The sequence below is a fragment of the Vulcanisaeta moutnovskia 768-28 genome (assembly GCF_000190315.1).
Classification (GTDB): domain Archaea; phylum Thermoproteota; class Thermoprotei; order Thermoproteales; family Thermocladiaceae; genus Vulcanisaeta; species Vulcanisaeta moutnovskia.
Window position 1 is genome coordinate 1,287,335 of sequence record NC_015151.1, and the last position, 19,734, is coordinate 1,307,068.

General features: G+C 43.3%; 18 protein-coding genes. 8 read left to right on the plus strand and 10 right to left on the minus strand.

Annotated elements, in window-relative coordinates:
• Positions 1-35: 35 nt before the first annotated feature.
• The 6 genes from VMUT_RS06755 to VMUT_RS06780 form a co-directional block, all read right to left on the minus strand.
• Positions 36-767, minus strand: coding sequence for an HAD family hydrolase (locus VMUT_RS06755; RefSeq protein ID WP_013604673.1), 732 nt, complete (start codon positions 765-767; stop codon positions 36-38).
• On the minus strand, positions 757-1,470 hold the full coding sequence (locus tag VMUT_RS06760) for a DUF47 domain-containing protein (protein WP_048056926.1): 714 nt from the start codon (positions 1,468-1,470) through the stop codon (positions 757-759). Before VMUT_RS06760 ends, VMUT_RS06755 begins: the two co-directional genes overlap by 11 nt.
• Before the next feature lie 114 nt (positions 1,471-1,584).
• Positions 1,585-2,034 (minus strand): hypothetical protein, encoded by a 450-nt coding sequence (locus VMUT_RS06765; RefSeq protein WP_048056927.1) that lies wholly within the window; start codon positions 2,032-2,034, stop codon positions 1,585-1,587.
• A gap of 65 nt (positions 2,035-2,099) precedes the next feature.
• Positions 2,100-3,455: a RuvB-like helicase gene (locus VMUT_RS06770; RefSeq protein ID WP_013604676.1), complete on the minus strand. Its 1,356-nt coding sequence runs from the start codon at positions 3,453-3,455 to the stop codon at positions 2,100-2,102.
• A gap of 84 nt (positions 3,456-3,539) precedes the next feature.
• Positions 3,540-4,841, minus strand: a complete 1,302-nt coding sequence (locus VMUT_RS06775; RefSeq protein ID WP_013604677.1) for an MBL fold metallo-hydrolase — start codon at positions 4,839-4,841, stop codon at positions 3,540-3,542.
• A gap of 71 nt (positions 4,842-4,912) precedes the next feature.
• Positions 4,913-6,151 carry a radical SAM/SPASM domain-containing protein gene (locus VMUT_RS06780; RefSeq protein ID WP_013604678.1) on the minus strand — a complete coding sequence of 413 codons (1,239 nt, stop codon included), beginning with the start codon at positions 6,149-6,151 and terminating at the stop codon, positions 4,913-4,915.
• Positions 6,152-6,260: 109 nt separating this feature from the next.
• Here VMUT_RS06780 and VMUT_RS06785 point away from each other — a divergent pair, with 109 nt between their 5' ends.
• The gene (locus VMUT_RS06785) at positions 6,261-7,379 is read left to right on the plus strand and encodes a TIGR04053 family radical SAM/SPASM domain-containing protein (RefSeq protein WP_148224828.1); all 1,119 of its coding nucleotides are present in this window, start codon (positions 6,261-6,263) and stop codon (positions 7,377-7,379) included.
• On the opposite strand, the gene VMUT_RS06790 is transcribed toward VMUT_RS06785, so the two are convergent.
• The 4 genes from VMUT_RS06790 to VMUT_RS06805 all read right to left on the minus strand — a co-directional run bounded on the left by VMUT_RS06790 (position 7,366) and on the right by VMUT_RS06805 (position 10,425).
• Complete coding sequence (locus VMUT_RS06790; protein ID WP_048057234.1) at positions 7,366-7,800, minus strand: hypothetical protein; 435 nt, start codon at positions 7,798-7,800, stop codon at positions 7,366-7,368. The two genes, VMUT_RS06785 and VMUT_RS06790, sit on opposite strands and share 14 nt — an antisense overlap.
• Positions 7,801-7,812: 12 nt before the next feature.
• The gene (locus VMUT_RS06795) at positions 7,813-8,436 is read right to left on the minus strand and encodes a histidine phosphatase family protein (RefSeq protein ID WP_013604681.1); all 624 of its coding nucleotides are present in this window, start codon (positions 8,434-8,436) and stop codon (positions 7,813-7,815) included.
• Positions 8,437-8,474: 38 nt separating this feature from the next.
• Positions 8,475-9,569, minus strand: coding sequence for a M24 family metallopeptidase (locus tag VMUT_RS06800; RefSeq protein WP_013604682.1), 1,095 nt, complete (start codon positions 9,567-9,569; stop codon positions 8,475-8,477).
• Between the two features lie 184 nt (positions 9,570-9,753).
• Positions 9,754-10,425 (minus strand): hypothetical protein, encoded by a 672-nt coding sequence (locus VMUT_RS06805; protein ID WP_013604683.1) that lies wholly within the window; start codon positions 10,423-10,425, stop codon positions 9,754-9,756.
• Between the two features lie 160 nt (positions 10,426-10,585).
• On the opposite strand from VMUT_RS06805, the gene VMUT_RS06810 reads away from it, so the two are divergent.
• The 7 genes from VMUT_RS06810 to VMUT_RS06840 all read left to right on the plus strand — a co-directional run bounded on the left by VMUT_RS06810 (position 10,586) and on the right by VMUT_RS06840 (position 19,705).
• The gene (locus VMUT_RS06810) at positions 10,586-12,769 is read left to right on the plus strand and encodes a sodium-translocating pyrophosphatase (RefSeq protein WP_013604684.1); all 2,184 of its coding nucleotides are present in this window, start codon (positions 10,586-10,588) and stop codon (positions 12,767-12,769) included.
• A 220-nt stretch (positions 12,770-12,989) separates the two neighbouring features.
• Positions 12,990-15,671 carry a pyruvate, phosphate dikinase gene (gene ppdK, locus VMUT_RS06815; protein WP_013604685.1) on the plus strand — a complete coding sequence of 894 codons (2,682 nt, stop codon included), beginning with the start codon at positions 12,990-12,992 and terminating at the stop codon, positions 15,669-15,671.
• 181 nt (positions 15,672-15,852) lie between these two features.
• The gene (locus VMUT_RS06820; RefSeq protein ID WP_013604686.1) at positions 15,853-16,692 is read left to right on the plus strand and encodes a sulfite exporter TauE/SafE family protein; all 840 of its coding nucleotides are present in this window, start codon (positions 15,853-15,855) and stop codon (positions 16,690-16,692) included.
• 78 nt (positions 16,693-16,770) lie between these two features.
• Complete coding sequence (locus VMUT_RS06825) at positions 16,771-17,064, plus strand: hypothetical protein (protein ID WP_013604687.1); 294 nt, start codon at positions 16,771-16,773, stop codon at positions 17,062-17,064.
• A 49-nt stretch (positions 17,065-17,113) separates the two neighbouring features.
• On the plus strand, positions 17,114-17,635 hold the full coding sequence (locus VMUT_RS06830; protein WP_013604688.1) for a hypothetical protein: 522 nt from the start codon (positions 17,114-17,116) through the stop codon (positions 17,633-17,635).
• A 45-nt stretch (positions 17,636-17,680) separates the two neighbouring features.
• Positions 17,681-18,946: a Pre-mRNA processing ribonucleoprotein,-binding region gene (locus VMUT_RS06835; RefSeq protein WP_013604689.1), complete on the plus strand. Its 1,266-nt coding sequence runs from the start codon at positions 17,681-17,683 to the stop codon at positions 18,944-18,946.
• A 42-nt stretch (positions 18,947-18,988) separates the two neighbouring features.
• Positions 18,989-19,705: a fibrillarin-like rRNA/tRNA 2'-O-methyltransferase gene (locus tag VMUT_RS06840; protein ID WP_013604690.1), complete on the plus strand. Its 717-nt coding sequence runs from the start codon at positions 18,989-18,991 to the stop codon at positions 19,703-19,705.
• The last annotated feature ends 29 nt before the right edge of the window (positions 19,706-19,734 follow it).

A 19,734-nucleotide genomic window follows, 5' to 3' on the forward strand; every position in this document is an offset into this window, starting at 1 on the left:
GTCAGCAATATTAACAGCTATTAATATGCATTACTCTATAGACATTCGAGGATCCGCAATAATTCAAACAATGAATTAATTATAAAGTCTGGCTTTGGATTAATGTTATCGTTAATATCTCCAGTATTTAAGGAATTATATCTTTTAATAATTCCTACGTACATCCCCACAGCCTTAGGCCCAGGAACATCAGTACTTACTCTATCACCAATATAAATCACCTCATTACCTGGCATACCCAGTATATGTAACGCTCTTATGAATGGTTCAGGATGCGGCTTTACATATTTCGTATCATCACCAGCAACTACTATTAAGTCAAAAAACTCATCAATTCCATCCCTACGTATTCTACCCCTCTTAAGACCTGGCTCACCATCAGTATTCGTCACTATACCAAGCCTAAAGCCACACCTCCTTAATTCACTTAGGGTAGGCATGACATCAGGGAACAACCTACTTCTTAAACGCCATGAATCCCAATAAACTCTAACGAGTTTATTAATTTCGTCAATACTTAATTCAACATTCAATGCCTTAGCTACCTCCTTAAACCAAATCCTCCTATCAAATTGACCAACGGACTCCATCCTGATCTCAACATCCTTAATTACCCCGAGTATGTGATCCTGATCAAAATTAGTGATTGATGATAACTCATAAGCAATAACCTGTCTCGCATAATTTCTTGCCTCACTAACGTCCATTATCGTGTCATCATAATCAAATAGTACTGCCCTCACGTTAATCTTCTCATTAAGCACCATACGTACTAACTAATGTTAATAGCATATAGGCTATATCCTTTATTGAGTCGAGTACATCATCGATGCCGAATATTAGGCTCATACTGCTCATGAACTCCACATATGTTAACTCCTTGGCATTTGAATACAACTTATCAAGGGCTGAATCCTTTATATCGTCAACCTCCTCCTCAAGCTTCTGTATACCCATGACCATAACCCTAATGTCACTAAAGCTCTTCTTATCCAGGTTATTCATTATTTCAAGAAGCATTCTCAGGGCTTCCTTACCTATCCTAAGCATTTCCAGGAATTCCTCTCCAAGGAACTTCCTGACCGGCTCAGTATTGCATAGGTAATACGTACGTCTCAACTCCCTTGATAATACGTGAATACCATCAAGTATATCATCTGACTTATTGAGTATTGTATCCATGATCGATGCTGTGGTTATTGGAACAGCCCCCTTAAGTACTGAGTCATTTACCTGCCTAACAATCTCATCACCCTCACGCTCAAGTGCAGCTATCTCCCTCATACCCTCGGAAACCTTGGTCTTACTAACACTGTTATCCTCCACAGCACTTAAGACCATGTCCTCAAGTATAGCTATTGCCCTCTGACTAAGCTCAATATGAGTCACTAACCTACCCAGGAACTCCCTCTCTCCCACGTAAAGCGGTGATAATATTTTTCCCCAAAAGTCTCGTATAAACCTCGACATCCTTAATGCCTGAAAATAACTAAAGAGTTATATATAAACCAATTTCTTATTTCCTGTAATAGGGCGTGATGAGGATGAACCCAACAGAACAATGATGCAGGACGCCGCTACTGATCACATCCTAGCAATCACTAGGTAAAACTTACCAATCTGCTTGCATATTGCTGGTACTTGGCCAATTCGTAATGCCGTGATGCATGGTTCACCACCACCAATCTTAGTGCTTATGTCGAGTAGGTACTTATCATCAACCTTAGCCTTACTAAAACCACCACTTATTGGGTATACGGCTAGGAAGTCATGACCCATATACTTAAACTGCATTTCCATACCGTAAATCTCGTAATAATGACTTACGGATGAACCTGTCTCCCTGATCCTTAACCTAATCGTTACGGGATTTCCCTGAGTATCCGTTGTTTTATAAATGACGTACGCGCCATCTCTCTCGAACATTGCCCAATCCCTACCGGCTAGGTAAACAATTGCATGTATATTGACAGGTACTGTCACAACCCTAGTTACCGTGTATATTGCTTGAACAACATCATTAAGGCTAAGCATCAACACCCCCTAATCGGCATTACCTATTGCCTTTTTAATCTTAACTTTTCTTTAATTGTAGAAAGTTAACGTAGGAAGTAATTCTCATACTCCTTAACGTACTGAACACTCTCCCTAACACTAAGGAACAACTTCTTGACATATTCAATATCATCCTTAGTGATCTCCTTGTGACCAACCTCCTGAGCCCTCAACTGGGCAGGCGCCAGTAACTGTATCGCATACCTAAGGCTCTCCTCAGTGCCTATCTTGGTTAACTCCTCAAGTGCGTCATTAGCCAGTGAAACCTTCTCCTCCCTAGCCCTAATCTTTATTATCTCCCTAACCTCATCAGCCATGTATGGCTTCGTTCTAATGATAATGAGCCTATCAAGCATGTCCAGCGGGACGCCATGTGGCGACTCAATATCCGTACCCCTAATCTTCGTTATACCCCTATTAGTGGCTAGGATAAGTATTGGACTCAACTCACTCTCCATAGCCCTACTAAGGTATGCCCACGTCTCCATATCAAGCATGTGGACATCATCAATAAACAACACACCAGGCACAAGCTCACCCTTCCCATCATTTATCAACTTCATTACAGATTCATCAACGGCCTTCCTAACCTCATTGGGTATTTCACGCTCCTCGGTGGCAAACCCAAATATCATTGCACTCAATAAACCCTGCTGTCTTGCCTGGTAAATGTCGAGGTCATTAAGTGTGAAGAACCTAGTGATCTCCTTCTCCTTATAGACAGGTCCCTTCGGTATCTCAATCTTCTTTTTAACATAAATATCATAGGCCTCACTACCCTCACCCTTACCCTGAATAAAGACCCTACCGGTCTCTTCATCAATCCAAATAACATCACCCTCCTCAATCCCGAGTTCAATTACTTGCTCAGCAATCTCAGCAGGGACTCTAAGTTTCTTCTCCTCATCCTTTGTGGCTAGGGTTATGGTGGCACTCCTGGGTATTTGGGCATATGGATTGTATGGGTGCCTACCGTATTGAATGTCTATGTTCTTAACAACGCCCTCGTAAACTCTACGCCACTCCCTGATCCTAACACCGATGGCGCTCCTAAGGGCCCTGGTCAGGAACTCCGTCTTCTTAACCTCCATACTATAGACCTCAGCAGCACTTATCTGTACAAATGGCGTGTCTGGACCAAGCTCCCTTGCAATGCCTATGGCTAGTGCCGTCTTACCAGTGCCGGGTGGACCGACTATCAATACACCCTTACCACCAAACTTACCCGCCCTAATCATCTTAACAACGTAGTAAGCTGCCTCCCTAGCCTCAACTTGTCCTACAAAACCATCGGCGGAGAATTGAACCTTACCATCCCTAATACCTAAACCCTTAATATGGCTATGCAAACCAATCCTTTCGAAGGTTGGCTTAACCTCCTCTATACGAATGTTGGACATAGTGATCAACGATGTTAAAATATATAGCCTTTAAACCTTTTCAACGTGAGTCCACCAGTAACCCATTTACTCTCATTAAGGTCATTACCTACCTACCCTTATCATTATTGATTCTTCATTGGTTGGTACGTGTACATTATCAATGCCGTACTTAACCTTCAGTCTCTCAAGGAACTGCAAAGCCTTAATAGCCTCAGTATGAACGAGTATTATCTTTGTATCTGGGTTAAAGTGCCTAATGAAAGCCTCGAGTTCCGCCCTACCACTATGGGAACTAAAGTCAAACCAATAGAGCTTAGCATCAAGAACTACCTCACCTTTATCAATGAATGCCCTACCCCTCGTTAATAATTCAAAACCCGGCGTATCTGGCGCTTGATAACTGGGCAGGATGATGGCATTCCTTCTATCCCTACTTAACCTCTTTAGGTAATAGACTGCAGCGCCACCCTTCAACATACCTGCTGGTGACACTATTATTACGGGTTCCTTTGATAAGGACCTTCTCTGATAATCTGTGGTAATCTCGAGACTATTCTCCACAGCCTTAAGGTAAAGCTCAGGATTTGCCAAGTAATGCGGATACTTAGCCACTATTTGATTTGCAAGTCTTGCTAATCCATCAATTATTATTGGGTAATCAATACCATTTTTATAAAGTGTTATTAGGATCTCCTGAGCTCTACCAATTGTTAATACGGGAATTAATACTGAGCCCCCACTCTCAATGGTCTCCTTAATAACCTTAATGAACTCCCTCTCAACCTCCTCCCTAGGTGGATGCGTATTAGCTACGTATGTGCCCTCCATAATAACCACATCAACATCCTTAGGGACGCTATTAACATCAGCACCACGTAATAGATTTGATGATGCAAGATTGAAATCGCCAGTAAATAGCACTCGGGCGCCATTCAACTCCAATAGCGTCAACATACTGCCCGGCACATGACCGGCATTTATTATTGTTGCCTTTACATCCTTTGATATGTCAATATCCTCACCATAAGTTACGGGTATTGCATGATCAAGTACTGCCTTAATCTCCTCATCCTCATAGGGCAGGTAATAACCGCTTAATTTAATGGCGTCCTTAAACATTATATCCGCAAGCTCAAGGGTTAGGGGGGTTGCATAGACAGGCGGTGGTGAGCTAACGTATAGGCTTGGTAATGCACCACAATGATCAAGATGCGCATGACTTAGGAATACTGCCATTATGTCCCTGGGCCTAACATGACTGGGCATTACTGGTTTATCATTCTCGTCAAAATTCACACCATAATCAAAGAGAAAACCCCTATCAGAATTTATATCCTTAACAAAAATCGCCATCCTACCAACCTCCCCACCACTACCCAATACTCTCACTATCAAATCAACCATTTGTACACTGTAATCGTTAAATAACTGGTTTTTGTACTTTGTTATTACGTTAATATAGTTTAAGCGAGAAACTAATTATCATTAATACTCAGTGATTCTTCGAATCCTCTCATTATCCTAACCTGCCAAGGCTTAAGACCAATCTCACCAAGTCTCCATAACCGTAGCAATGATTCCATGGTACATAGTGGATCCATGGACCAAACATCGTTATTAAGTACGCCGGCTCTAACTCTGCAACCACCACAATACCTTAGGTATGGGCATCTCATACATGGTGAATCACCGTAATTCCTCTCCCTAAGCCTAATCACTAATTCCGTGTTTTCCCTAGGCCTCAGCCAAATCTCAGTTAGCCTCTCCCTCCTGACATTACCCATTGGTTTATCATTGAAGAATTGACATGGGTAAACATCACCATTGGGGTATATCGACATTACCTTCCTACCAGCACTACACGCACCCATCCTACTTACAAGCCTTAACTTTCCCATGAACTCACCCTCATCACTACTTGACAACAGAGAGGCGACGACACCATCAGCAGGATTATCCACGGTTAATACCTCAACATCAGGATAATTCCTAGCAGTATCTATTAACCTAATTAAAAATCTCAGTAGTTGGTCAGAACTCGGTAATAAATTAAGGATACCCCTGCCCCTACCACTGGGTACTAGGTGGTAAAACGCTACTCTTGAAATACCCAACCTATGTGCCAACTCTATAACCTCGGGTGCATGATCGATATTCAACTTAGTAACTGTGGTTCTAATACCAACTGGTATTCCAACCTCCATTATGTTTTTAATGCCCTTAACCGCCAAGTCCCAAGCCCCTGGAATACCCCTTATCTTATCATGAATCTCGGGAATCGGTGAATCAATGCTTATACCAACATACTGAGTACCTAGTTCCTTAAGCTTTAGGGCCCAATCCCTGGTTATCAATGTGCCATTTGTACTCAGGGAAACCTTTATATCATAATCACTAGCCCTTCTCATTACCTCAGTAATATCCTCCCTAACTAATGGCTCACCACCACTAATGATAAGTAACGGTGTTCTCAACTCATGGGCATCATCAACAACCCTAAGGGCCTCCTCGGTCGTTAACTCATCCCTCGAGATGCCTTGAATCGCATTTATATAGCAATGAATGCACTTTAGGTTACACCTATACGTTATGTTCCAGAAAATTAACGGCCTACTGATGTCCGTAAACTCCCTATCACTCTTCACGTAGTCATGACCCTTAATGGACAGGCTTACTGTACCACCTCCAACTACTAAATTCGTTATGTTAATCATCTAATCAATTAGGCAGGTACTTAACCAGTATAAAACCTTACTTACACGGATACTGCCAAAATAACATTAGGAAGTAAGTTATTAAATGAGAAGACCTGATTTGCAGGCAATGCATAAATGGCCACTTGAGGAAAAGCCATTACTGGTATTTTATGAGACCACCAAGGCATGCCCATTGGCATGTAGGCACTGTAGGGCTAATGCGTTGCTCAAGCCATTACCCACTGAGTTAAGTACTGAGGAGTCTAAGAGATTCATTGAGGATTTGACGGGGTTTGGCAAGCCATACCCAGTACTGATACTCACGGGCGGTGATCCATTGACTAGAGACGATATACTGGAATTAATTGATCATGCCAAATCCCTGGGAATACCGGTGGCCTTATCACCTGCAGTATCAACAAAGTTATTAAATGATGATTTACTTAAGGAACTGAGAGAACGCGTAAACTCCATATCAATAAGCCTAGATGGCGCAAGACCCGAGACCCATAACTACATTAGAAGGACTGCGCTGGAGAGAATTGATGTTTTCAGGACAACACTGGAGATATTTAGTAAGTTGAGGAGTTATGGAATTGAGTTCCAAGTCAATACGGCGGTCATGAAACTCAACGTCCATGAATTACCCCAGGTATTCAAGATTGTTAAGGATAGCGGCGCCAATGCCTGGGAGGTGTTCTTCCTAATACGTGTGGGCAGGGGTATGGAGCTTGAGCCACTGGATCCCTGGGAGAGTGAGGATGTTGTTCAATTCCTATATGATGCATCACTATATGGATTACCGATAAGGACTGTGGAGGCGCCCTTCTTCAGGAGGGTTATTATGCAGAGGAGCTCCGGCATTAAATATGAGGGTGGTAAGTTATACCAGGAACTAACGAGAGAACTCAAGGAATTAATGGGTGAACCACCAAGCAACGCAAAACCACCAAGCTTCACACCCACTAGGGATGGTTATGGAATAATATTCGTAGCCAGCGACGGTTCAATATACCCAAGCGGTTTCCTACCACTCACGCTTGGTAATGTCAGGAAGGACAATATAGTGAGGGTGTATAGGAAGCACCCAGTACTGAGGACGATAAGGGAGGCTAGGTTCAACGGTAAGTGCGGCGTGTGTGAGTTTAGGAATATATGTGGTGGTTCAAGGGCAAGGGCATACACCGAATTAGGCGACTCACTTGGTTCAGATCCAGCTTGTGTTTATGAACCTACTGTGAAATGATTTTATTGAAGAGCCCCATAAAGCCGAACCTATTGAGCGCCTCGTTGATCCACTCCCACCTTAGGCTACTCCTTACGTTGATATTCCTCATTAACTCCTTAATAATGGCTACGTACCATGGTATATCCCAATTAATGACAATGGATACCACAAGATCCTCAATGGATGCATAGGGAATGCTCCTTATGAGAATTGCCCGTGAGAAAAGCCCTGGAACCAGGGATCTCTCAATAACCACTGAACCACCTAAGGCCTGACTAACTGACTCATAATCTCCATAAATCATTACATCGACTATATCCGGTACGTCAAAAACACCAAGCCTCCTACCAATAACCTTTAGTAGGCTCGCTAGTCCGCATGCATGGTCTACATTCAATTCAACAAGTCTCCAATGAACATCTTCACAGTCATTACCCATAACAAGTAACACCTACTTACTGCATTCCATCATTATTTCACTATCACTAAACCCTAGACTTCTCAATACTCTTAATGGACTTAAATTGAGAAGTAATAAATCATTACTCTCCAGGTCAATAGCCGTTATAGACCCCGTACTAATGCGTAGTTTGTAGATATTACTTAGTGGTAATCCAGTTATTAAGGCCACGGCAGTAGCAATAGGGTGCCAGTGACTCACCGCAATTACCGCCTTCTCGTTAATACTCCTAACGAATTCCAGGAAATCATCGATTCTACTCATCACCGAATCCATTGATTCACCACCAGGTGGATGATGCCTAACGGGGTCCTTCCTGTAATTATCGAATGGCAATTCACTTATCTTCTTGAGCTCCCACTCACCCATGTCGATCTCCCTTAACCTATCATCAACCTTATAATTAGGGCTTATGCAACCTGCTGTTTGGCGTGCACGTAATAATGGCGATGTAAATACCGTACCATTAACACCCATTCTATGTAGAAGTAACGCCGCAGCGGCCGCCTCAAGCCTACCCCTATCAGTCAGTGGATTATCGTTATAATTCCTTGAATGAAGTATACCAAGGGCATTTAACTGCGCCTCCCCATGCCTAACAAGGTATAGTATCACGATAATGATTACGGTAAAGCAAGGTAATAAAGCATTACTTAAATCCCAATCACTGGGTCTGGCCAGTAATTATCAAGGACTTCAACCCTACCGTCTAGCATAATCACAATATTGCTCTCAAGCCTAACACCAAACCTGTTGGGTAGGTATATCCCTGGCTCTATAGTGAATACGCTACCCCTCAATAATGCCTTATCATATGACTGACTTATGAACGGTTCCTCATGAACCTCAAGCCCAATCCCATGCCCAGTCCTATGAATGAAATACTGCCCATAACCACCCTCAGTGATGACCCTCCTGGCAATCGAATCAATGTAAGCACCGGTAACGCCTTCCCTAACGCTGGCTATTGCCTCGTCATGAGCCCTCCTAACGAGGTTATGAACTAACTTAAAATCACTAGGTGGATTACCAACCACGAACGTCCTTGTTAAGTCACCGTAATAATCATTATAGGTTGCCGTTACGTCAATAACAATCACATCGCCAACTTCGATCCTCCTCCTGGAAGGTAACCAATGAGGTATTGCGGAGTGTGGACCGGACTGAACAAGTACGTCTCTAGGCTCGGCACCAGCACCACTAATGGCTTCACCAATTACCTTAGCCACCTCGACCTCGGTCATTCCCGGCCTAATGGACTCATGAGCAGCCTTTATGCCCTCCTCAATGGCCCTAACAGCAGTCTTAATATTCGCCAACTCACTTTCATCCTTACTAATCCTCATTGTTGTCAGTAAGTCATCAATAGATGAATCAGTAAACCCATCAATTACCTCACGTAGAATCCACAGGTAATTTAGCGTGGCTCTACCCTCAAGGCCAACCCTTCTTACGGTACCACAATTACTGCTAATGAAGGATTTAATGGCATTTAACGGTCCCTCCTCATCGCCATAAACGATGTATGGCAAGCCCGTATTCCTGGCCTTACCCTCATCAAGTCTCGGCAAGATTAGGGAATAGGCGTTATTACCTGGACAAATCATTAATGCACCAAACCTCTCAAAGGTCTCAATATAGGAACCAACCAGGTATCTAAAGTTAGGGCCGGAAACAATAACCACTAATTCTATTGGTGTTTTACGGACCTCATCAATGAACCTAATAATCCTATTAATGCTCGACATATTACCGATCTAGGAACCAAGGCCCTTTAATTTTATTCCCTAATTACATATTAATGCTTTTAGATCAGTAGAGGCCGCTGACATCATTGAATCAGTACCCGTAGAATCATCACCAATATAATCAATGTAATTATTACAATGCAAGGGATTTAAAGATCCTTATCCTAGCAATCCCAAATCCAACTCATTGCTTGCTTAGTTGTATTGATTGGAGTGTTGCTGTGACCCTTATCTTCTCTATTATGTCCAGGAGAAGTGGTGTCTTCTCCCTATCAACAACTATGTAAATATCATTGTCATACCTAAGTACATGCTTGGCAGTTATTTGATTAGACTTCATAACCTGTACCAGAAATGTCACTATACCGACTGGCGCTTTCTCAGCAAACATTATCCTCACCATACCGTACTCCTCAACCTTAGCTTGATTGCAAATACTCGCTATGTACATTAATGGCGCTATTACATGTATCTTATTACCATCATTAAGTATTATGAATTGAACCTTGGCTGCCGTAAGTAAATCCCTAAGCTTAGCAACCTTGTCCATATTCTCCTCAGTTAATGGTATCTCAACCTCACCCATACCACTGTACGTTATTATCTCGGCCATACTCAATGCCTTAACAATGTCAGGGTACTCATTAACCAATTTATAGTTCATGGAGATCCTCTCAAGGGCCTTCACTATGGTGAACACCTTAGTATCCTTACCAATCATTGTATCAACAAGTGGTTTAATGTTCCTAGCAAGTGCCGAGAGATTAACAAGGCCGCTGGACAGTAATGTTACGTAGAGCGGATTCTCCTCAATAATAATCCTAACGGCCTGTTGAATACTTAATCCCCGAGACACAATTACTATCTGTGAAATAAGGATTAATATTTTTTACTTAAAAATACATTGTAAGTCTAAAATCAGTACATATAGTACTAGGGTCTAAACATTATTATGAGGTAGATACTATCACAATGAGTAATAATGTTTATTAATTCCATAAATACGCCTCTTAACGATGCTACCCCTGGAATTACTACTGGCAATAATAATACCAATTATCGGCCTAGCCCTTGCCGGGTATAACGCAGCTTCAGTACTTGGAATTAAACCAGGGAAGAAGGAATTAACGGAAATAAACATGCTCATCGCCGAGGGCGCCAAAACATTCCTAATGAGGGAGTACAAGACAATATTACCCACAGGCATTGTACTGACCATATTAATATGGATAGCGTATTACTTCATATTCCATAGTGGATTAATGGCTGGGTTAGCTGCCCTTGCCTTCGCGCTTGGTGCCATAGGCAGTGCAATCGCCGGTTACTTGGGTATGTACGTAACAACGAGAAGCGCAGCTAAAACAGCCTGGATGGCTAAGAACGGCATGGGATCCGCCCTAAGTACCTCGTTTAAGGCGGGAACCGTCATGGGACTATCACTGGCCAGCATAGCCCTGCTAATAGTCACAATACTCTACATGGCATACTCATTAGTGTTACCAACACCTCTATGGGCCGAGGCACTGGCGCCCGTGGCGTTTGGTGCCAGCTTAATATCACTGTTCATAAGGGTCGCCGGTGGCATATACACGAAAGCCGCCGATTGGGGTGCCGACATAGTTGGTAAGGTTGAGGCTGGAATACCAGAGGATGACCCGAGGAATCCAGGAGTCATTGCCGATAATGTTGGTGATAATGTGGGTGATTGCGCAGGTATGGCTAGTGACGTTTACGAGAGTTTCGTAGTAGTACTTGCAGGTGCATTATTACTTGCAGCTGTATTTAGATTAACATCTGCTCTCGTTAGATTATCAATAATGGTTGCCACATTAACATTAATAAGTACATTAATCGGAGTTCAGGTAGTTAGGGGTGAGGTTAAGGGTAAGAACTTGGCCGCAGCCGCGATGGGTAAGCTCAACATGGCGCTTTATACAACAATAATAATTGCAGCCATACTTGTTGCCATATACGCGTTTCTTGCATTCCCATTGATGGAGGCCATGGCCATATTCATATCCGACCTACTAGGCATGATAACAGCAGTGGTTGTCCTATACGTAACTGAGTACTTCACCCACTATACATTTCCACCTGTCAGAAACATAGCAATGCAGGCAACACTATCGGCGTCAAACGTAATTGTCGCTGGATACTCCTACGGCTTACTTAGTGCCGTACCCACCATCTTCATGGTAATAACAGCCCTAGGTATTTCATACGTATTAGGTTCAATGTTTATACCACCACACGGAATTGAAGGCGGTATATTCGGCACAGCAATAGCCTCAGTAGGACTACTAAGTCTTGCGGGTATAGTCATTTCCCTAGACTCGTACGGCCCAGTCAGTGACAATGCGGGTGGCCTTGTGGAAATGACGGGTATGGAGGATGTGAGGGAAATAACGGATTCACTGGATGCAATTGGTAATACGTTTAAGGCCACCACGAAGGGCTACGCAATAGCCAGTGCTGGTTTAGCAGCATTAATATTATTCATTGGTTTCATATACGAGGTCGTGGAAAGGATGGGAATACCACTAACACAAGCCTTTGGTGAGTTAATGGTTATTGACCCAAGGATAATAATAGGAGCCCTAGTGGGCGTTGCACTCGTATACTTCTTCTCAAGTAGTACCTTAGCCTCGGTCGGCAAGGCAGCCGGTGAACTTGTTGAGGAAATAAGGAGGCAATTCAGGACTAAGAGAATACTTGAGCTTTGGCCTCAGGAGAAGCCTGACTATAACAAGGCAATCGACATAGTGACGAGCCACGCACTCAAGAATTTCCTAGTGCCTGGCCTATCAGCTGTTATTGTACCAATAATCGTCGGATTAGCACTGGGTTGGATTGGTCTCGTTGGGATGATATTCGGTGTAATAATTGCAGGCTTCCCAAGGGCGTTACTAATGGCTAATGCCGGTGGCGCTTGGGACAACGCTAAGAAGTACATCGAGATTGAGGGTATTGAAGTAAATGGTCAGAAATTCGGCAAGAAGAGCGAACCACATAGGAACGCGGTAGTGGGTGATGTGGTTGGCGATCCATTTAAGGACACAACTGGACCATCACTTAACCCACTCATTAAGGTTGTTAATACTGTTTCAATAGTCTTCGCACCAGTCATAGCAATGATAAGTCTAATTAATCCAGCAGCCGGCCCATTAATAATGCACCTAATCTCAATATTAATGGTGTAATCAGACAATAACCTAGTTCAAAATCTCATTAAAATCATGACCTCAACTTAATTATTAATTTTACACATAAATTATTTCCATAGTAGAATTTGTTTAGGAAAGTATTTGAGTTCGTTTGTTCAGTATTTATAATTATTGTTAATGATTAATCAATAGAAAAATTATTAATAATGATCGATATAATAAAATTTATAAAAATTAGAGACTCATAGGAATTACAATGGGTTCTCTCGGTAAGTACGTATTAACATTCGAGGAGGCAGATCCTGATGATGTTAAATTAATAGGCGGTAAGGCATCCAGCCTTGTCCTAATGACCAGACTTGGATTACCAGTACCTCCTGGCATAATAATAACCACTAGAGCTTGTAGGGAATACTACGATAGAGGTGAGAAACTCCCTGAGGGCCTAATGGACGAGGTAATTAGGGGTGTTAAATACCTTGAGGAAAAGACTGGGTATAAACTTGGCGATCCTGATAAACCATTACTCGTCAGCGTCAGGTCCGGAGCCGCTGTATCAATGCCAGGCATGATGGACACAGTACTAAACGTGGGGCTTAATGATAAGACAGTTTATGGTCTCGCCAAGAGGATTAATAATGAGCATGGTGCCTACGATGCCTATAGGAGATTCCTTGCGATGTTTGGTAGGATAGTCCTAGGCATTCCTGAGGAGGAGTTCAATAAACCGCTTGATGAGATTAAGCGGAAATATGGTGTTAAGGAGGACCCGGAAATACCGCTTGAAGGTCTTAAGGAGCTTGTCGAGATTTATAAGCAAATATTCATAAGGAGATTTGGTAAGGTATTTGATGACCCATGGGAACAATTAAAGCTTTCGATAGAGGCTGTATTTAAGTCCTGGAATTCACCAAGGGCCAGGTTCTATAGGGAGGCTAATAAAATAACGCCGGAAATTGCTGACTGTACTGCCACAGCAATAGTGACCATGGTGTTTGGCAACGCAGACTGGAGGTCAGCCACTGGTGTCGTGTTCTCGAGGGATCCAGCGACCGGCGAGAATAAGCTTTATGGTGAGTACTTGCCCTATGCTCAGGGCGAGGACGTAGTAGCTGGTATAAGGACTCCTAAACCCATTGAGAAGCTTAAGGAGGAGATGCCAGAGGTCTATGAGCAGTTGTATAATGGTGTTAAACTCATTGAGAAGACTAAGAAGGAGGTTCAGGATGTGGAGTTCACGATTGAGAAGGGCAAGCTCTGGTTCCTACAGACAAGGAACGCTAAGATGAATCCACTGGCTGTTTTGAAGACCAGGGTCGACATGTACAAGGAGGGTATGATAACCAAGGAGGAGGCAATAATGGGTGTTAAGCCCGAATACATACTTCAAATGCTTTATCCGAGGATTGATGAGTCCAAGGCAGGTAAGCCATTGACTAAGGGTATAGCTGCGTCACCAGGTGCTGTGAGTGGACAGGCTGTCTTCGACCCTGATAGGGCTGTGGAGTGGTCCAAGACTGGTAAGCAGGTTATCCTGGTTAGGGAGGAGACGAAGCCTGATGATGTTCACGGCTTCTACGCATCAGTAGGTGTACTAACTAGCAGGGGTGGTGCGACGAGCCACGCAGCAGTCGTGGCTAGGGCAATTGGTAGGCCTGCGGTTGTTGGTGCTGAGGCTTTACAGATTGATTATGGCACCAGGATTGCCAGGGTTGGTGATACGGTTATTAAGGAGGGTGATTGGATAACAATTGATGGATTCACGGGCAGTGTTTACCTGGGTAAGGTACCAACGATAGAACCAAAGCTACCACCTGAATTCTTCGAATTCCTCGATATGGCCGACTCAGTATCCGTGTTCGAGATTAGGGCTAATGCGGATACACCGGATGATGCGACAATATCCAGGAGATTTGGCGCTAAGGGTATTGGCTTGTTGAGGACTGAGAGGATGTTCAGGGCGCCAGGCAGGCTCGATCTATTTAGGAAGGTAATACTCTCGGATAATCCAGGTGAAAGGAGGGAATTGCTTGATCAATTGGCCGAGATGATGAAGAAGGACTTCCTGGAAATATTCGAGATAATGGAGGGTTACCCAATAACAGTTAGGTTGTTCGACCCACCACTCCATGAGTTCCTACCAAACTTCGAGGAATTAGTCACTGAGGTGACTAGGGCTAGAACCCTGGGCAAGCCGGATCCTGAGAAGGAGAGGTTACTCGCCAGGGTTAAGGCGCTGATGGAGGCTAACCCAATGATGGGACATAGGGGCGTTAGGGTTGGTATTACGTACCCAGAGATCTACGCAGCGCAGGTTAAGGCAATACTATCCGCAGCCCTAGAGCTAAAGAGGAGGGGTAAGCATCTTGAGATTCAGATAATGATACCACAGGTTGCCGAGGTTAGGGAACTTGAGATAATAATAAACAATGTTGTCAAGCCCACGGCTGAGGAGGTATTCAAGGCCTATGGCGATAGTATTGAATTTAAGATTGGCACAATGATGGAGACCGTCAGATCATGCCTAACCGCCGACAAGATTGCAAAGGTTGTTGATTTCATGAGCTTTGGAACAAATGACCTAACACAGGCAGTCTTCAGCTTCAGCAGGGATGATGTTGAGAATAAGTTCATGAGCAAGTACCTGGAGCTTGGTGTACTGCCCTACGACCCATTCGTAACAATTGATGAGGAGGGCGTCGCTAAACTCATGAAGGTAGCCATAGATGCTGCCAGGTCCGTAAAGCCAGACATAGAGATTGGAATATGCGGTGAGCATGGTGGTGATCCAGACTCAATAAAGATACTGGCTAAGGTGGTTGGTAGGGGACTTAACTACTTCAGTGCGTCGCCGTATAGGGTTCCAGTGGCTAGGCTCGTGGCAGCTCAGGAATCATTGAAGATACTAGGAAGAGCACCAAAGATACATATATACTGATCGAACATAAAATTGCAAGGCTCCATTTCAAAATTCTCCTTATACGTTTATAATTAAACAAAATACTAGCAAGTATTGCTATGGATGTCTATTTATTATCATTATTTGTCATTAAATTCAGTTTTATGTCAAATTTATGAATAAATAAGTTTAAAAAGAGACTTACTTTACAGAGAAGTGTATGACCTTGGTAATAACGTTTATGCAGTATGTGCTTTCAATAGTATCGGGGATATTGGTAGGATTCTCACTTGGTCTTATTGGAGGCGGTGGTAGTATATTGGCTGTCCCATTGTTCCTTTACTTCGTTGGTCTTGACACAATACCTGATGCCGCCCACATAGCCATTGGTACGACCGCGCTTGCCGTCGGCCTTAATGCCTACATAAACTCCTACATGCATCTTAAGAAGAAGAACGTGGCACCAAGGGTAGGTGGGATATTCGCCGGCGTAGGCCTTGTTGGCTCATTGATAGGGGCTTATTTGGGCCACATAACACCAGGCACTGACTTACTAACCTACTTCGCAATAGCAATGATTGTACTAGGCATATACATGGCGATTAGGAGGGAGTCAACACAGGCTGGTACTGCTGATGAGGTTAATCACGTAATGAATGCCCTCAAGAAGTGCCCGAGGTTAACAACATTAACAATACTCAAGGTTGCAACCTTCGGCTTCATAGTTGGCCTTGTCAGTGGTTACTTTGGTATTGGTGGTGGCTTCCTAATAGTACCAAGCCTAATGTTCTCAGCTGGGCTCTGTATAACAAGGGCTATTGGAACCAGCTTGTTAAGTGTTGGTACGTTCGGTGTAGCCAGTGGTGCCGAGTACTGGTACTATGGCGATGTACTAATACTCATAGCCTTACTATATGTCGCTGGGGGAGCCGCGGGTGGCTATGCAGGCACTAGCCTAGCTGTTAAGGCCCCTAAGAGGGCACTTAGGATTGCCTATGGAGCAATAATAGTACTAGTCGGCATATACATGCTAATGAGGGTTTATCACGTAATACCATGAGGTTTAATTAATAATTACCTTATTAACATCTGTAAGGAGAAATAAAAGATATAATTACTCTAGTGCCTCATATTAGTAATGAGGATAATTAATTATAATAAACTCATGAATTTCGTTAGTAGTAATCCGCTGTATGAGGTTAGGGAAACCACAGACACCGTTGAGTTATTATTCCATGCACCAAGTGAAGAGGAGGCTGCTGGTACTGAGGTGGTAAGTGATGAACCCAGGCCAGTAATAAGGGTAGTATTTACTAAGAGGGGTGATGAGTTGGTACCCAGGGAAGCTTGGATAGAGAGAGGCAGTGCAAGGCAAAGAATGGGTGTTGATGAGCTTGATACATGGCTTGAGTTCGTTGATATTTACTCATAGTATGTACTTATCAAATTAAGTTTTTAAGTGAAAGCGTATTCTTAGGAATGTGAATTTAGTAAGAATTGGCATTGCATTAACCGTGATTGGAGCGGTAATACTACTGGTGACCAATGCATTCCTGCCTAGGGTGTATAATATCATGCTGAGTACATTGAGTAATATGACAATAAGTCTCGATGTTTACTCAAGGTACTTAGTACCTGTTTATGTAAATAATCCTGCGTATATCGTGGTCATGCTTAATAATTCATACCCACTATCCGTGTATATATTTGATTCCTTTGGGCACGTATTAACACCATTGAGTTATAGCCATGAACATGGACTTTACCTAATAACATTCCCACTACTTAAGCATGGTAATTACTCACTGGTGTTGTTTAATAATAATCCGGAACCGCTTAATGTATCGCTCTCAGTAACGGCAGTATCACAATACATAGTAGGTAATGCCCTGCTCATAAACCTAGTTATGGATCTTGGAGTAGTGATATTCATACTTGGGGTATTATTAATAGTAATGAGGACATTGTATACTGTTAAATACAGGTTCCTTAATACGAGATAAAAGCTTAAAAGATAGTGATTCATCACGTGGTTAGTGTGAATACTGATGAGCGTGGCATACCTGGTATTGGATACGCTTGGTGTTGTGGCTCTGAATGAGGACGGTGATGTAATAGCTAAGGTTATCTATGAGGGTAGTACAGACGAGATAGCCGATAAGGTGAATAGACTTGAGACTGGTGAACCAATTGATGAGGTCATCAAGGTAATAAATGAACTTAGAAATAAGGGAATCACAAAGATTATTGTTGAGAATAGGGAACTAGCCAGGAACTTGGCTAATAGAATCACAGATATTGAGATTAGATCTGAATTACCAAGTAAGGCTGGAACACTGTATAGGAACAACATCGGTAAATACGTTAAGGAGGTCTTTGGCCTGAGTGAGGATGAGTATCTGGCCAGGGTTCATGAAATAACGACGGTGCAGACAAGGCATAAGTTAAGGCAGGTTGCTGAAAAGAGAGACTTGTTCATTGCCCAGGCTATAAGTTCGGTTGATGATCTTGACAAGATACTCAACCTAATAAGTTCAAGGGTTAGGGAGTGGTATGGACTTCACTTCCCAGAACTTGAGGATTTGGTTAAGGACCATAATGAATACATGACATTAGTAACGGAGTTAGGGCACAGGAGCAACTTCGCTATTGACAATCTCGTGAAGCTAGGGCTCACGCAGGACAGGGCTAAGAGAATCGCCGAGGCCGCAAGTAAGAGTGTTGGTGCTGAAATGGCTGATTGGGACTTAGAACCCGTAAGAACCTATGCAAAAATATACGTACAACTATCAGACCTCAGGAGTAAATTGTCGCAGTATATTGATGAGGCTATGGTAGAGGTAGCACCGAACATTAGGGAGTTGGTAGGTCCATTATTGGGTGCAAGGCTTATAATGCTTGCGGGAGGCTTGATGAGGCTTGCGTTGCTACCGGCATCAACAATACAGGTACTTGGCGCCGAAAAGGCGTTATTTAGGGCATTAAGGACTGGCGGTAGACCCCCAAAGCATGGGATACTATTCCAATTCCCAGAAATATTTAGGGCTCCAAGGTGGCAACGTGGTAAGATAGCCAGGGCATTGGCTGCGAAGCTGGCAATAGCCGCTAAGGCCGACGCCTTCACTGGAAACTTCATTGCCCCAAGGCTTAAGGAGGATCTCATGAAGAGGGTGCAGGAGGTTAAAACACTGTATGCGAAGCCGCCATTAAGGAAGCCTGAAGCTAAAGCCGCTAGGAAGGCTCCAGAGAAAAGAGGACCTGCGAAGAAGGCTGAGGAGAAGAGGGCTCATGAGAAGAGGGGCGGCCGTAGATAATCAGTATTAAGATTTATAATCCCTTAAAAATACGCATTCCCAATGTCCTCATTAATACAGGTTGTTGGTGTTAAGGAGCATGAGAAATTCAGGGGTGTTTACTGGGTGTCCTTTGAGGATGGCACAGAGAGATTGGCGACCATCAACTTAACACCGGGTAAGAGGGTTTATGGCGAGCAATTAATTCAGTGGGAGGGTAAGGAGTATAGGATTTGGAATCCGTACAGGTCGAAACTTGCCGCTGCAATCATGAATGGCCTTAAGGTAATGCCCATAATCGAGGGATCACGAATACTATATCTTGGTGCTGCCAGTGGTACTACCGTGAGTCATGTGAGTGATATAGTTGGTAATAACGGCGTTATCTACTCGGTTGAGTTCTCACCTAGGGTTTTCAGGGAGTTCGTGGAGAAGCTCGTGGATCAGGGTAGGAAGAATGTAATACCAATACTCGCAGATGCCAGATATCCAGAGCAGTATGTACATATTGTCAAGACTGTTGATATCGCCTACATAGACATTGCACAGCCGTTCCAGGCAAAGATACTTGCCGATAATGCTGACGTTTACGTGAAGAGCCACGGCTACGTAATGCTGGTTATAAAGGCCATGAGTATTGACGTTACCAAGGAACCAAGTGAGACATTTAAGAGGGAAATTGATGTGCTTAAGGACAGGGGCTATGAAATACTTGATATGGTTCACCTGGAGCCTTACGACACGGCACATGCCATGGTCATTGGTAGAAAGACCTCGTAATAATTAGTTACGCAAAAGTTTTAAATAAA

Coding starts and splice junctions, on each gene's coding strand:
- VMUT_RS06755 (WP_013604673.1), bottom strand. CDS start 767: ATGGTGCTTAATGAGAAGATTAACGTGAGGGCAGTACTATTTGATTAT.
- VMUT_RS06760 (WP_048056926.1), bottom strand. CDS start 1,470: ATGTCGAGGTTTATACGAGACTTTTGGGGAAAAATATTATCACCGCTT.
- VMUT_RS06765 (WP_048056927.1), bottom strand. CDS start 2,034: ATGCTTAGCCTTAATGATGTTGTTCAAGCAATATACACGGTAACTAGG.
- VMUT_RS06770 (WP_013604676.1), bottom strand. CDS start 3,455: ATGTCCAACATTCGTATAGAGGAGGTTAAGCCAACCTTCGAAAGGATT.
- VMUT_RS06775 (WP_013604677.1), bottom strand. CDS start 4,841: ATGGTTGATTTGATAGTGAGAGTATTGGGTAGTGGTGGGGAGGTTGGT.
- VMUT_RS06780 (WP_013604678.1), bottom strand. CDS start 6,151: ATGATTAACATAACGAATTTAGTAGTTGGAGGTGGTACAGTAAGCCTG.
- VMUT_RS06785 (WP_148224828.1), top strand. CDS start 6,261: ATGCATAAATGGCCACTTGAGGAAAAGCCATTACTGGTATTTTATGAG.
- VMUT_RS06790 (WP_048057234.1), bottom strand. CDS start 7,800: ATGGGTAATGACTGTGAAGATGTTCATTGGAGACTTGTTGAATTGAAT.
- VMUT_RS06800 (WP_013604682.1), bottom strand. CDS start 9,569: ATGTCGAGCATTAATAGGATTATTAGGTTCATTGATGAGGTCCGTAAA.
- VMUT_RS06810 (WP_013604684.1), top strand. CDS start 10,586: ATGCTACCCCTGGAATTACTACTGGCAATAATAATACCAATTATCGGC.
- ppdK (WP_013604685.1), top strand. CDS start 12,990: ATGGGTTCTCTCGGTAAGTACGTATTAACATTCGAGGAGGCAGATCCT.
- VMUT_RS06820 (WP_013604686.1), top strand. CDS start 15,853: ATGACCTTGGTAATAACGTTTATGCAGTATGTGCTTTCAATAGTATCG.
- VMUT_RS06825 (WP_013604687.1), top strand. CDS start 16,771: ATGAGGATAATTAATTATAATAAACTCATGAATTTCGTTAGTAGTAAT.
- VMUT_RS06835 (WP_013604689.1), top strand. CDS start 17,681: ATGAGCGTGGCATACCTGGTATTGGATACGCTTGGTGTTGTGGCTCTG.
- VMUT_RS06840 (WP_013604690.1), top strand. CDS start 18,989: ATGTCCTCATTAATACAGGTTGTTGGTGTTAAGGAGCATGAGAAATTC.